Annotated in this window: 9 protein-coding genes; 4 read left to right on the top strand and 5 right to left on the bottom strand. The window is 46.4% G+C overall.

From position 1 onward, the window contains the following. Nucleotides 1–53: 53 nt before the first annotated feature. From arcB to V7R42_RS09795, 4 genes are all read left to right on the top strand, one after another. On the top strand, nt 54–2,408 hold the full coding sequence (gene arcB, locus V7R42_RS09810; RefSeq protein ID WP_334020003.1) for an aerobic respiration two-component sensor histidine kinase ArcB: 2,355 nt from the start codon (nt 54–56) through the stop codon (nt 2,406–2,408). A 165-nt stretch (nt 2,409–2,573) separates the two neighbouring features. Continuing rightward, complete coding sequence (locus V7R42_RS09805; protein ID WP_334020140.1) at nt 2,574–3,128, top strand: PH domain-containing protein; 555 nt, start codon at nt 2,574–2,576, stop codon at nt 3,126–3,128. After that, a complete protein-coding gene (locus V7R42_RS09800) occupies nt 3,128–4,840 on the top strand; it encodes a PH domain-containing protein (RefSeq protein WP_334020002.1) in 1,713 nt (570 codons plus the stop codon). The genes V7R42_RS09805 and V7R42_RS09800 overlap by 1 nt, the downstream gene beginning before the upstream one ends. A gap of 102 nt (nt 4,841–4,942) precedes the next feature. Then, on the top strand, nt 4,943–6,520 hold the full coding sequence (locus V7R42_RS09795) for a sodium:solute symporter family transporter (RefSeq protein ID WP_334020001.1): 1,578 nt from the start codon (nt 4,943–4,945) through the stop codon (nt 6,518–6,520). Between the two features lie 10 nt (nt 6,521–6,530). On the opposite strand, the gene V7R42_RS09790 is transcribed toward V7R42_RS09795, so the two are convergent. From V7R42_RS09790 to prpB, 5 genes are all read right to left on the bottom strand, one after another. Beyond that, on the bottom strand, nt 6,531–7,787 hold the full coding sequence (locus V7R42_RS09790) for a diguanylate cyclase (protein WP_334020000.1): 1,257 nt from the start codon (nt 7,785–7,787) through the stop codon (nt 6,531–6,533). Between the two features lie 121 nt (nt 7,788–7,908). Further along, nucleotides 7,909–9,090, bottom strand: a complete 1,182-nt coding sequence (prpF, locus tag V7R42_RS09785) for a 2-methylaconitate cis-trans isomerase PrpF (RefSeq protein WP_334019999.1) — start codon at nt 9,088–9,090, stop codon at nt 7,909–7,911. Nucleotides 9,091–9,101: 11 nt separating this feature from the next. Beyond that, nucleotides 9,102–11,693, bottom strand: coding sequence for a Fe/S-dependent 2-methylisocitrate dehydratase AcnD (gene acnD / locus V7R42_RS09780; protein WP_334019998.1), 2,592 nt, complete (start codon nt 11,691–11,693; stop codon nt 9,102–9,104). Nucleotides 11,694–11,710: 17 nt separating this feature from the next. Continuing rightward, entirely contained in the window at nt 11,711–12,835 is a 1,125-nt protein-coding gene (gene prpC / locus V7R42_RS09775) for a bifunctional 2-methylcitrate synthase/citrate synthase (RefSeq protein WP_334019997.1), read from the bottom strand. 238 nt (nt 12,836–13,073) lie between these two features. Next, a complete protein-coding gene (gene prpB, locus V7R42_RS09770; protein ID WP_334019996.1) occupies nt 13,074–13,949 on the bottom strand; it encodes a methylisocitrate lyase in 876 nt (291 codons plus the stop codon). Nucleotides 13,950–13,994: the final 45 nt, after the last annotated feature.

The raw sequence follows: 13,994 nt of genomic DNA, 5'->3' as shown, positions 1-13,994 counted from the left end.
AAGCGGAGAAAGCCTGATAGGATAACGACAAAATTAGCTTAAATTAGACGTACATGCATTCAGATTCACCAAACGATTCTTGGGCAATCCGCTTTGCTCAATTTGTCCAGCGTTTTGGCACTCTAAAGCTCAGCATATTGTTTGTTGTCCTTTCGCTTGTGTTTACGCTCGGCGGCTCATACGTAATACGCGTGAGCATGGGAAGCCAAGTGCAGCCCGATGATTTTATCAGTGCTGTAGTATTGACCATGTTGTCTGCGCCTTGGGTACTCTATTTCTTCAGTGAGTTAATTAAGCAATTAGAGAATTCACGCACTAACTTAAAGGAAGTGGTAAGCCAATTGGAAAGCTTGCGTGAAGAAGATGTTTTTCTTAACCGCGAACTTCAAAGCAACATCAGGCAGCTTAACCATGAGATAGAGCAGCGCAAGCAAGCACAGGAAGAGCGCGAAGCGCTATTTAAAGATTTAGAAAAAGAAATTCAGGATAAATCTGAACAGGAAGCGCAAGCCCGCCGCCTATCAACACTTTTACGTTCAATTATCGATGCCTCGCCAGATTTAATTTACTACCGCAATGAAGAAGGTAGGTTTGCAGGCTGCAACCGCATTGCTGAGTTAATGACAGGTAAAACTGAGCAAGAACTGCTTGGCTTAACGCCAAAAGATGTATACGAAGAAGAGCTAGCCCGCCAAATTGTAGCCAGTGATCATGAAGTCTTAGAAACCAACGCGAGTATCACTGAGGAATTATGGCTTCGTTTTGCTGACGGGCGTCGTCGTTACTTTGAAATGAAGCGTGTGCCTTTTTTCGATAAAGAAGGTAACCGCCTGGGGCTACTATCATTCGGTCGTGATATGACTGAGCGCAAACAAGCTGAAAATGCTGCGGCGAAAGCGAGCACAGACAAAACGCGTTTTATAGCGACCATCAGCCACGAGCTCCGTACCCCATTAAACGGTATTGTTGGCTTAAGTCGTATGCTGCGAGATACTGAGCTAAGCGATGAACAATTCAGCTGGGTTAGTACAATTTACGCTAGTGCTATTACACTCGGTAATATCTTTAACGACATTATTGACTTGGATAAGTTAGACAGAGATAAGCTTGAACTAAGTCTTAAGACGATTTCGTTAAAAGACTTCACCGAAGAACTAAGTAGCATCATTCGCTTGCTTGCTGCCGACAAACAATTAGAGCTTAAAACGACCATTAACGAACCGTTGCCCCGGCTAGTTGAAATTGACGGTACGCGCCTTCGCCAGATTTTGTGGAATATATTGTTCAATGCAGTGAAGTTCACGCAAAAAGGTCATGTAAGCTTATCGGTTTCCTCGACAAAACCTGATGGGGATAAGGCATACGTAACCTTTATTATTGAGGACACAGGCGTAGGTATCCCTGAAAGCGAAATTGATAAAATATTTGCTATGTACTATCAGGTTGATCACCCTGACCATCAATCGGCCACAGGTACCGGTATTGGGCTGGCTATTTGTAAGCAAATGGTCGACTTGATGAAAGGTGAAATTCACGTCTCAAGTAAAGTGGGCAAGGGCACCCGTTTCGAAATTGTATTGCCAGTTCAAATTTCTAATAGCCCTATGAAAGTCGCGCAACTTCAAGTGACAGGGCTTAATATCTTGTTGGTAGAAGATATTGAATTGAACGTAATGGTCGCCAAAGCTTTGCTTGAAAAGCTTGGCCAGAAAGTCGACGTAGCAATGACCGGGCAAGAAGCCATAGACAAAGTCAGAGAAAACCAATATGACCTTATCTTGCTTGATATTCAATTGCCCGACATGACCGGGTTTGATGTAGCGAGTACGATTATTGAAGAAGACTTAGTTATGCAAACGCCAATCGTAGCGCTAACGGCAAACGTCATTAAAAAGCGTGATGAATACCTGGAAAACGGTATGGATGACGTTATCGCTAAACCGATAAAAAAATCTCGCGTTATTGAAGTGTTTAATGAGCTGTTCCATGCACCGCCTGCGCCGCTAGAAATTGACGGTGAAGTAGAGCGCCCTGAACCGAATAAAATATTAAGTAACATTTTAGATATGGACTTATTACAGATGTTGGTCGATACCATAGGGGATGAGATGGTGCGCGCTAGCGTTAAAGTGTTCCAAGAAAAAATGCCAGAATATATGGAAATACTGCAGCTAAGCTTGAGTGCGGATGAAAAGTCAGAAGTGTGCTCACAGGCTCATAAAATTAAAGGTGCCGCTGGCTCCGTTGGTTTGGCCCGTGTGCAGCGAATTGCTAACCAAATTCAACAGGGTGACCACCCTACATGGTGGGAGAACGTGCATGATTGGGTAGAAGAGCTACAAATGGCCGTTCAGCACGACATGAAGGCACTACACGATTGGCTGAATGAGCAGCAGGTTGACGACTAGTTTGCGTAACGCGCTCTTTAATAGGTAATGTAAAAAGAGGGCTTGCCCTCTTTTTTGTTATAAAAACTGCGATTGAGTAAACGTTGAGAGCAATGTTGCTAAGTCCCTCTTTAAAAAAAGCGGCAGGCGTATCGTATTTATACAGTTGTAAAAGGAATTAATGTGATGACAATTAGCGCACAACAAGAGACCGTTTTTTCAAATAATCAGCTGAGTGTTGAGGACATTCCCTCACTTCAAATGCTTGCATTACTTCCTATATCCAAAAAGTACCGGGCGCTAAATATCCTCTCCATAGGATTGATAGCCTTAGCGCTAATAGGTATTGCTTCCGCGTTACGATTCCAAAGCTTTTGGTCGTTGCCAGAAGGACTGCTGCAAGCTTACCCATATGTTGTTGCAGGTATCGGTGCTTTACACTCCGTATGGGCGCTGTACCACTTTTTTGCTGATGTACGCATATTTTATGCGATTCGAGAGCAAGACATCAGTAAACAGTCAGGGCTAATTTTCAGAAAGCTCTCGTGCCAGCCTATTTTGCGTGTTCAGCATGTAGAGGTAAATCGCGGTCCGTTGGACAGGTGGGCGGGCCTTGCCTCACTTCAGGTGTTTTCGGCTGGTGGTGAAATGCACACGTTTGAAATACCTGGGTTAAGCATTGAAAGGGCAGAGCAGTTGCGTGAGTTCATTCTTGCTCATAAAGACATTGGTGCGCGCTGATGTCGATATCTGAAACGCCATCAAACCAAACGCCTAATGTCACTAGACCAAGTGAGTGCGAGCCTCACGTAAATGTTTCGCCTCAGCCTCAAACTCAGGGTGAGTGCTCAGGAGAGCCTAAGCTAAGAGTAGAAACCGGTGGAGAGTGGCTGCGTCTTTCCCTTATTTCTATTTTGTATTTTACAATCCGTAATTTCACAAATACAGCACAGGGAGTTATTTATGCTGTTCCTGCGCTAGCGATTTCCTTTAATATTTGGGACAACCTACTTTCCCCTGAAGTACTAATAGGCGCTGGTGTTCTATTTTTGTCTACGAGCATTAGTGGCTTGGTAAGCTACCTAATGTACAAGTTTCGGATACATAACCAGCACGTTGAGATTCATCATGGCGTGTTTCAACGCCGCTATACCAACTTGCCTTTATGGCGTATTCAAAACGTTAAGATAGAACGCCCTTTTTATTACCAACCTTTTGGGTACGCGTTAGTGGTGCTTGATACCGCAGGAAGTGGTAAAGAAGAAGCTAAAATCGTAGCGGTTCCTGAAGATTATGCTGAAGCGCTAAAAAAGCAGGTGTTGTATGAAAAAGCTCAGCACGATGAGGGTGACCTAGATTGTTTGCCAGATGAAGCTTTGTCCGACGAGCAGAGTTCATCTTTTCCCACGCCACGAACGCGCGCTAAAGCGGTAGCTTCTTCCCATTCAAATGAAGAAGTATTAAATCGACGATCTGTGAAAGACATTATTATTCACGGCATCACCAATAATCGCGTATGGATCATACTGGGTGCCGCTGCGCCTTTTTATGATGATGTGTTCGGTTTGGTGTCAGAGTGGTTAGCCGATAAAGGCTTACAGCTCAACCAGCTTGTTGGTGAACAAACGGTAGCGTGGTGGCAATTTGGACTGTATGCCTTCGTTATAATAATGATGCTAATGGCGCTAGTGGCACTACTTAGCGTAGGTGGCGCGCTTTTCACTTTTTACGGCTACACACTTTCACGAACAGGTGATCGCTATATCCGTCGCAGCGGCTTGCTTAATAAACTGGAAGTCAGCATGCGAGCTTCGCGCATCCAAATGATCACGGCGAAGCAAGACTGGCTGGATAAGATTCTTAAGCGGGTGAATTTGTATTTTGAGCAAAACTCCACAGCTGGGCAGCAAATGCAAGAACTGATGTCGCCAAATAAACTCATTGTGCCATCGGTTACCGAAGATGAAGCCTTCGCGCTAAGCCAAGAAGTCATGCCTGGATGCGACCTGCGAGGTCAAGAATATCAAACCATTAGCAAGCGATTCATTACTTTTTGGTTGCTTGCGGGTTGGACATTGCCATTCGCGTTTTTCTTCACCATTGGCGCCGTGTCGTCCCATCTGGATATTATGCTTGGTACACTCGCCGTCATTAGTACGGTTGCGCTTTTACTCACGCTTAGATGGTGGCGATGGGGCATAGCCTTCGACGATAATTACGTTTACATAAGGCGAGGTAGAGTAGGTGTAGACTATCAGTGTTTTGAGCCTTATAAAGTGCAGCAAGTTATCGTTAAGCAAAGCGTGTTTATGAAGCGAAAAAAACTGGCCACCATTAAGTTTGTGCTGGCTTCGGGGGCGGTGACTGTACCGTTTCTACCAGAAGAGTACGTTAATAAACTTGCAGACTGCGTGTTGTTCGAGGTGGAGTCGACCAGAAGATCTTGGATGTAACGTTCACCGTCTCTTTGTGCGTTGCTTTTTTATACGCTTTTTTATGCAAATAGACTGAGTTTATGTAATGGTAGGTATTTAGTTGCTCAACCTTGCGTCTATATGGATATTCTTGATTACAGTGTTATCGCGATTTACCTCATTACGTTACTCGTCATCGGCTTCAGCCTACGCGGACAACAGACAAAGAACGATTATTTTCTAGCTGGAAGAAGCTTAAGTTGGAAACCGCTCTTACTTTCAGTTATGGCGACGCAACTCTCGGCAGTCAGTTTCATTTCTGCTCCTGCATTTGTCGGCTTCCGTGAGGGGGGAGGGCTGATTTGGCTCTCTTATGAACTGGCAGTTCCATTAGCTATGCTTTTACTCATTACCACCGTATTGCCTACGTTGTACCGAAGTGGTGTAGTGAGTATTTATGACTACCTCGAGCGACGCTTCTCTACCTCTACCCGTATTTTCATCAGTATTGTATTTCAATTTAGCAGGGCGTTCGCCACCGGCATAATGGTGTATGCGCTATCCATTATATTGCAAGGAACCATGCAGATTTCATCTACGCAGGCAATACTGCTTGTTGGCGTTATTACCGTTTTGTACTCCTTACAAGGGGGGATGAAAGCGGTTGTATATGGTGACGCGGTGCAAATGGTTGTTATCGTATTAGGCACAGCTATATGCATTGCTTTTGGTCTTAATGCTTTAGGCGGTTGGGATTCTTTTTTACAACTACTTCCAAGCGAACGAGTTGCTACCCTCAATTTTTCATCCCTGGGTTTTGATAGAGACGGCTTTGGCTTTTTACCAATGGTGTTGGGTGGCGTGATCCTCTATGCCTCTTACTATGGCTGCGATCAATCTGAAGCACAACGAGCGTTGTCAGCCAAATCTGAAGACGATCTAAAAAAGATGATGCTAGCCAACGGCATTTTTAGATTTCCAATAACGCTTCTATATTGTTTGGCAGGCTTGGTTATTGGAACGTTAGCGTTTAACGACGTTAACTTATTATCTCAAATACCTAAAGACAACCCGGACTGGCTTATGCCAGTCTTTATTCTTAACTATTTGCCTCATGGGCTGATAGGTTTGCTTGTCGTCGCCATTCTCGCTGCGGCTATGTCATCATTAAGCTCGGCTATCAATTCACTTGCGGCTGTTTCTCTAGAAGACTATTTCAAATTCACTGGTAAGTGCACAAAACCTGAAGGCTACCTGAATTCTGCTAAGTTTGCGGGCTTGCTTTGGGGAGTGATCATTTTACTGCTCTCGCTCAACGCAGGTGATATAGCACCTACCGTAATAGAAGCAGTAAACAAAGTGGGCTCTGTCTTTTTTGGTCCTGTTTTGGCAGTGTTTTTACTAGGGATGCTTGCAAGAAAGGTAAATGCCAAGCAGGCTAACATCGGCCTAATGTGTGGTGTGCTGACTAATTTGTCGTTCGCATTTTTTGTAGAGGACGTGTTTTGGTTTTGGTGGAATGTGACGGGGTTCATCGGCACAGTCATGCCCGCGATTATTCTTTCGACTTTGTTACCTAGCGATAAAAGCACCCTGCGTTCGGCTCCCAAAACGAGCAACAGCAATGTATTTATTAATAAGTCAATTACCACTGTGTTGGTAGGCTATTTCGGCTTGCTGGTATTTATTTGCTATATGTTACCCGGTTGGCTGCTATAGAAACGGTTTATCAAGCATGAGCAGCTTTGGCCGCTGAGTCTCGAAGAATGATCTGGTTTTTGCCCGCGTGTTTAGCTTCGTATAGGCGCGCGTCAGCCACTTCTAATTGAGATTCCAAGCAATTATATTCTTCAGCGCATACGCCGATACTGCAGGTAATATTGAACTTGTGGTTGGTAAACGCTGTGGAACGAACAGCATCCATAAATGCAGAAAGTGCGGATAAGTACACTTTGGGCTGCCTTACCGATACCACAGTAAACTCTTCGCCACCATAACGAACAATAAGGTCGTCAGGGAAGTAATTTCTGAGTAGCGCAGCAAATTCTTGCAACAGCATATCGCCCGTCTTATGGCCGAAGGTATCATTCACGTTTTTGAAGTTATCAGCGTCTATCATCGACACAATGACATCTTTCCTCGACGCTTTATTTGCAAATAGCTCTTCCGCTTTTTCGTAAAGAAAACGGCGGTTGTATACCTTGGTTAGCGGGTCTAAGTTCGCTGAATTTTTAATGGTTTGAATCATTTCCTGTGATTCAAGGTTTTGCATTATCCGGCAATAAAACTCTTCATGATAAAAGGGTTTAGAAAGGAAATCATTCGCGCCGCTTTTAATGAACTTTGAGGTCAGCACGCTATCGCCGTTTGCCGATAGACCAATAAATACCAAGTCCTGCATGCGCTTTTCATGGCGTATTGCTTTTACCAGCTCATAACCATCCATGTTTGGCATACGGTGGTCGGCAATAACCATTTTTATATCACGGTGGTTGTCGAGTTCTTCTAGTGCTTCTAAGCCATCGCTGGCTTCGTGCACTTGAAATTGAAACTTGCGAAGCAATGAACAAATATGATTTCGGCTGGTTCTTGAATCTTCCACTACCAGTACTTTGGTTGTGAGGTTCTTTCTTAAGCGATCTACAAGTTTAGACACTTGAAGGTATGAATAGCGCGACTCTTTTGTGATGTAATCCAATACGCCTTGATCGAGTAGCTGAGCACGAGTAAATTCGTCGAAATTTCCAGTAAGCACGATCGTTGGAACGTTGTAGGAAAGCGCAAGTTCCACACTTTCACCATTTGGGGCGTCGGGAAGATTTAAGTCGACGATGGCTGCCAAGTATTCAGTGTCGCTCTCTAGCGCGCTTTTAGCTTCCGCAAGATCTTCGCACAAATCACACGTAAAGTGAGGATTATCCTCAATAAGTTTGTTTACAATCTTTCGGACTGTGAGACTGTCTTCTACTACAAGAACTTTATACATGTGATCTACTCTCGGCACTTAAGCTTCGATAATAACCAATTCTAAACGAAAAAGCCCTCTGCAAGAGGGCTTTTTAAACTAATGTCTAAATAACTTTTATCTTATGTAACACTGTGTTGCATTAACTTTGCTCAACGGGAACGCGCACCGCACCTTCCATCAAAATACGGGCGCTTCTGCTCATTACAGCTTGCTTAATTTGCCATTTGCTATCTTCAAACGTCGCTTTTGCACCTACTCTTAGCGTGCCTGATGGATGCCCAAAAGTCACCGACTCCCTATCACCGCCGTCTGCTGCTATGTTTACCAGCGTACCTGGAATTGCAGCAGCTGCTGCAATAGCTACCGCAGCCGTACCCATCATCGCGTGATGAAGTTTTCCCATAGACAGTGCGCGAACCAGTACGTCGATGTCAGAGCCTAAAATATCTTTGCCGCTTGATGCTTTATAACCTCTAGGAGGGGCGACAAACGCAACTTTTGGCGTGTGCTGCCTGTTTGCGGCTTCACCCACCTCGTTAATTAGGCCCATTTGGACTGCACCGTGTGCACGAATGGCTTCAAATTTAGAAAGTGCTTCTGTATCACCGTTAATGTCATCCTGCAGCTCAGTGCCTGTGTAGTCAATATCTTCTGCATTTATGAAAATGGTTGGAATACCCGCGTTTATCATAGTTGCCTGAAGTGAGCCCACGCCCGGGACTTCAAGTGTGTCTACTAAGCGCCCCGTAGGAAATATTGCACCTTCACCGTCAGCCGGGTCTACGAATGCTACTTCCACTTCTGCAGCAGGGAAGGCGACGCCGTCTAGTTCAAAGTCGCCCGTTTCCTGTACTTCCCCATTGGTTATTGGCACCTTGGCGATAATGGCTTTATTGATATTGGCCTGCCAAATGTTGACGGTGGCAACGCCGTTCTCTGGTATTTTACTTTTATCTACCAGTCCATTGGTTATGGCAAACGCGCCAACGGCTGCGGTTAGATTTCCACAGTTTCCGCTCCAGTCTACAAAAGGTTTGTCGATAGCCACTTGTCCAAACAGGTAGTCGACATCGTAACCTTCACGTTCACTCTTGCTTAAGATCACCGTTTTGCTTGTGCTTGATGTAGCACCGCCCATACCGTCAGTTTGTTTGCCGTATGGATCGGGGCTTCCGATAACGCGCAGAAGCAGAGCATCGCGCGCCGGTCCTGGCTTCTGCGCGGCTTCTGGCAAATCGGTTAAGTTAAAAAACACACCCTTACTGGTACCGCCACGCATGTAGGTAGCCGGCACTCGAAGTTGTGGCGCATACTTTGTCATGTTTTTCCCCCTCAGCTAGCTTCAGCTTCCAAGAAGTCTTTGGCGAAGCGTTGTAGTACGCCTCCTGCGCTGTAAATCGAGACTTCTTCTGCGGTATCTAAGCGACAGGTTACTGGAACTTCTAGCTGCTCACCGTTTTGACGGTTCACTACTAGTGATAGCGTTGCACCCGGTGACGGTTTGCCGCTTACGTCGTAGGTTTCCGTACCGTCCAACTCTAACGTTTTACGTGTAGTGCCTGGTTTAAACTCAAGCGGTAAAACGCCCATACCAATTAGGTTAGTACGGTGAATACGCTCGAAGCCCTCGGCTACAATCACTTCAACCCCTGCAAGACGAACGCCCTTGGCTGCCCAGTCCCGTGATGAGCCCTGACCGTAGTCAGCGCCAGCAACAATAATTAGCGGTTGCCTACGGTTCATGTAGGTTTCAATGGCCTCCCACATGCGCATCACTTTGCCTTCTGGCTCAACGCGCGCCAGTGAACCTTGCTTCACCTCACCATTTTCTAGCACCATCTCGTTGAACACTTTCGGGTTCGCAAGGGTAGCGCGCTGTGCGGTTAAATGATCGCCTCGGTGGGTGGCGTAGGAGTTGAAGTCTTCTTCGGGTAGCCCCATTTTTGCTAAGTATTCACCTGCAGCACTGCTTGCCATAATGGCGTTCGAAGGTGATAAATGGTCAGTGGTGATGTTGTCACCCAAAATGGCTAACGGACGCATGCCTTTCATTGTTCGCTCGGCATCCATCGCGCCTTCCCAGTAGGGCGGGCGACGAATGTAGGTGCTCATTTCACGCCAATCGTACAGTGGGTTAATGTCTTTGCCATAGTCAACGCTTAAGTCGAACATTGGCTCGTACACTTTTCTAAAGTGTTCAGGCTTCACCGACTTCGCAACGATAGCATCAATTTCTTCGTCGCTTGGCCAAATGTCTTTAAGCGTCACCGGGTTACCGTCTTTGTCTATTCCTAGTACGTCTTTCTCAATATCAAAGCGGACAGTACCGGCAATAGCGTATGCTACAACCAGCGGTGGCGATGCCAAGAAGGCTTGCTTAGCATAGGGGTGAATGCGACCGTCAAAGTTACGATTGCCCGATAATACTGCCGTGGCGTATAAATCACGGTCAATAATCTCTTGCTGAATATTAGGGTCTAGCGCGCCGCTCATACCGTTACAGGTAGTGCAGGCAAACGCTACAACGCCAAAGCCTAAATCTTCCAGCTCGCTCATTAAGTTGGCTTCTTCAAGGTACAACTTAACGGCTTTAGAACCTGGTGCTAGCGAGCTTTTTACCCACGGCTTGCGAGTTAAACCGCGCTGGTTGGCGTTGCGTGCAAGTAGACCTGCTGCAATGACGTTACGTGGGTTTGACGTATTGGTACAGCTTGTGATTGCCGCGATAATAACGGCGCCATCAGGCATTTTGCCTTCCTCCTCGATCCACTTCGCTGCTATGCCGCGACTTTCTAAATCGCTGGTAGGTAAGCGTGCGTGTGGGTTAGAAGGGCCAGCCATGTTACGGCCAACAGCAGAAAGGTCGAACGTAAGCACCCGCTCATACTCGGCAGTTTCTAAATCATCAGCCCATAAACCTGTGTGCTTAGCATATTGCTCCACTAGCGCAATTTGCTTTTCCTCACGCCCTGTTAGGCGCAAGTAATCAATGGTTTGTTGATCAATGTAGAACATGGCTGCAGTGGCGCCATATTCTGGTGTCATGTTCGAAATGGTTGCGCGGTCGCCCAGCGTTAGGTGCGATGCACCTTCACCATAGAATTCAAGATATGCAGATACCACGCGCTCTTTACGCAAAAACTCAGTAAGTGCTAATACAATGTCGGTAGCGGTAATGCCAGGCTGTGGTTTGCCGGTAAGCTCCACTCCTACAATATTTGGCAAACGCATGTAAGACGCGCGGCCCAGCATTACGCTTTCGGCTTCAAGGCCGCCCACACCTACGGCGATAACGCCAAGTGCATCAACATGTGGCGTATGGCTGTCTGTACCCACTAAGGTGTCAGGGAAGGCAACGCCGTCACGAGCTTGAATGACCGGTGACATACGCTCCAAGTTGATTTGGTGCATTATGCCGTTGCCCGGCGGTATTACATCTACGTTTCTAAACGCAGTTTTCGTCCAGTTGATAAAGTGGAAACGGTCATCATTGCGTCTGTCTTCAATGGCACGGTTTTTCTCGAAGGCATCTTTTTCAAAACCCGCATGCTCTACAGCTAATGAGTGATCCACAATTAACTGCGTTGGCACAACGGGATTCACCTTCGCTGGGTCGCCGCCTTTTGCTGCAATAGCATCGCGAAGACCTGCCAAGTCGACAAGTGCCGTTTGACCCAAAATATCATGGCACACCACGCGGGCAGGGAACCACGGAAAGTCTAAATCGCGCTTGCGGTAAATAAGCTGCTTAAGTGAGTCGGTAAGCATGTCAGGCGCGCATTTACGAACTAGGTTTTCAGCCAGTACACGCGACGTATAAGGCAGCTTGGCGTAGGCCCCCGGCTCTATAGTATCTACCGCTTCACGGGTATCGAAAAAATCGATACCCGCATTAGGAAGCGGTTTACGGTAATCAATATTCATAAAACTCAACCTTTGCTCTAAGCGCGTTCGCTAACAGCAGGTACTGGGCGAAGTTCTTCACCTGTGTATTCTGCTGATGGACGAATAATACGGTTGTCAGCGCGCTGTTCCATAACGTGTGCTGCCCAACCCGTAAGGCGTGACATTACGAAGATTGGCGTGAACAGCGGCGTAGGGATTCCCATGAAGTTATAGGCAGAGGCATGGAAGAAATCTGCATTACAGAAAAGCTTCTTCTCGCGCCACATTACTTCTTCACAGCGAACAGACACAGGGTAAAGCACGTCGTCGCCCACATCGGCAGCTAGCTTTTCAGACCATTGCTTAATGATTTCGTTACGCGGGTCTGACTCAGAGTAAATTGCATGACCAAAGCCCATTATCTTCTCTTTGCGCTCAAGCATGCCCATCATTTTTTCTTCTGCATCATCAGGTGAAGTAAAGCCTTCAATCATTTCCATGGCGGCTTCGTTAGCTCCACCGTGAAGTGGACCGCGAAGTGAACCGATAGCGCCAGTTACGCAAGAATGCATATCAGATAAGGTTGATGCACAAACACGGGCAGTAAAGGTAGAAGCGTTAAATTCATGCTCTGCATAAAGAATTAGCGATACATGCATGACTTGTTCGTGCAGTTCACGTGGTTTTTCGCCGTGAAGCATATGTAGGAAATGACCACCAATTGAATCGTCATCGGTTTCAACATCTACACGTACACCGTCGTGTGAGAAGCGATACCAGTAGCAGATAATGCTTGGGAAGCACGCCAACATACGATCAGTTACGTCTTGCTGCTGGTCGAAGCTGGTTTCCATTTCAAGGTTACCTAGCATTGAACAGCCCGTGCGAAGTACGTCCATTGGGTGGGCATTTTTTGGAATGCGCTCTAGCACTTCTTTAAGTGCTGTTGGAAGACCGCGCATGCCGCGAAGTTTTGTTTTATAAGCGTCTAGTTCAGACTGGTTAGGTAGCTTGCCCTTAAGAATAAGATACGCTACTTCTTCAAATTGACAGCTTTGCGCTAAGTCTTTTACGTCGTAACCACGATACGTTAAACCAGAACCTGATTTACCTACGGTTGATAATGCTGTTTTACCTGCAACTTGGCCGCGTAAACCCGCGCCACTTAACTGTTTAGCCATCTTGTTGTCTCCGGTCTTGTGTAATTTGTAAGGTACTTTTAATCGATAATAGTGAGTAATTTGGACGCTTGAAGTTGGCGGGCACATTGGCTGCAGGGGCAAAGCACTGCCCCCTGCCACGCCGTGAACCCTTCTATGGGGGCTCCGCCTCGGCATCCATACCTCGGAGGAGCAGGGAACTGTACTTCACCCCTACATCTTCGTGCCCGCCAACTTCAAGCTCAGTTCGTGTTTTTTCTTAGTTCTTACCTTCGGCGAACAGAGCATCTAGCTTTTGCTCGTATTCGTGGTAGCCAAGATAATCGTACAGTTCCATACGTGTTTGCATGCTGTCGACAACGGCTTTTTGATCACCGTTTTCAAGTATAGATTTGTACACCATTTCTGCTGCTTTATTCATGGCACGGAAGGCGCTAAGAGGGTAAAGCACCATGTCGGCACCCCATTCGCCGAGCTCTTTTTTGTTCCAAAGTTCGGTTTTGCCGAACTCAGTGATATTGGCAAGGATCGGTACGTCTAGGGCCTCTGAGAATGCACGATAGTGCTCTTCAGTTTGTACGGCTTCTGCGAATATGCCGTCGGCACCCGCTGTAACATAGGCTTTTGCGCGCTCAATGGCTTTTTCTAAACCTTCTTGTGCAAATGCGTCGGTACGGGCCATGATGAAGAAATCTGGGTCAGTTCTGGCATCAACGGCGGCTTTGATACGGTCGACCATTTCAGCCGTGCTTACAATTTCTTTGTTAGGACGGTGACCACAACGTTTTTGCGCAACCTGATCTTCCATATGCACTGCCGCGGCACCTGCTTTTTCCATGTCGCGAATGGTTTTGGCAATGTTAAATGCACCGCCCCAACCGGTGTCGATGTCTACCATTAGCGGAAGATCGCATGCACTGGTAATGCGCTGTACGTCAGCAATTACATCATTAAGTGAAGTCATGCCTAAGTCGGGTAGACCGTAAGACGCATTCGCTACGCCGCCACCTGACAGATAAATAGCTTGGTGACCAATAGCTTTCGCCATCATGGCGGTGTACGCATTAATGGTGCCCACAATTTGTAGCGGCTTGTTGTTCTCTAATGCGGTTCTGAATTTCTTTCCTGCACTCATGATAATCACTCGCTTATTTGAAAGTAGGGTAGAGGTGAATTAGGG

This window comes from Alteromonas sp. S015 (assembly GCF_036864485.1).
In the GTDB taxonomy this organism is placed as follows: Bacteria; Pseudomonadota; Gammaproteobacteria; order Enterobacterales; family Alteromonadaceae; genus Alteromonas.
This window is presented reverse-complemented; position numbering and strand designations above follow the sequence as displayed.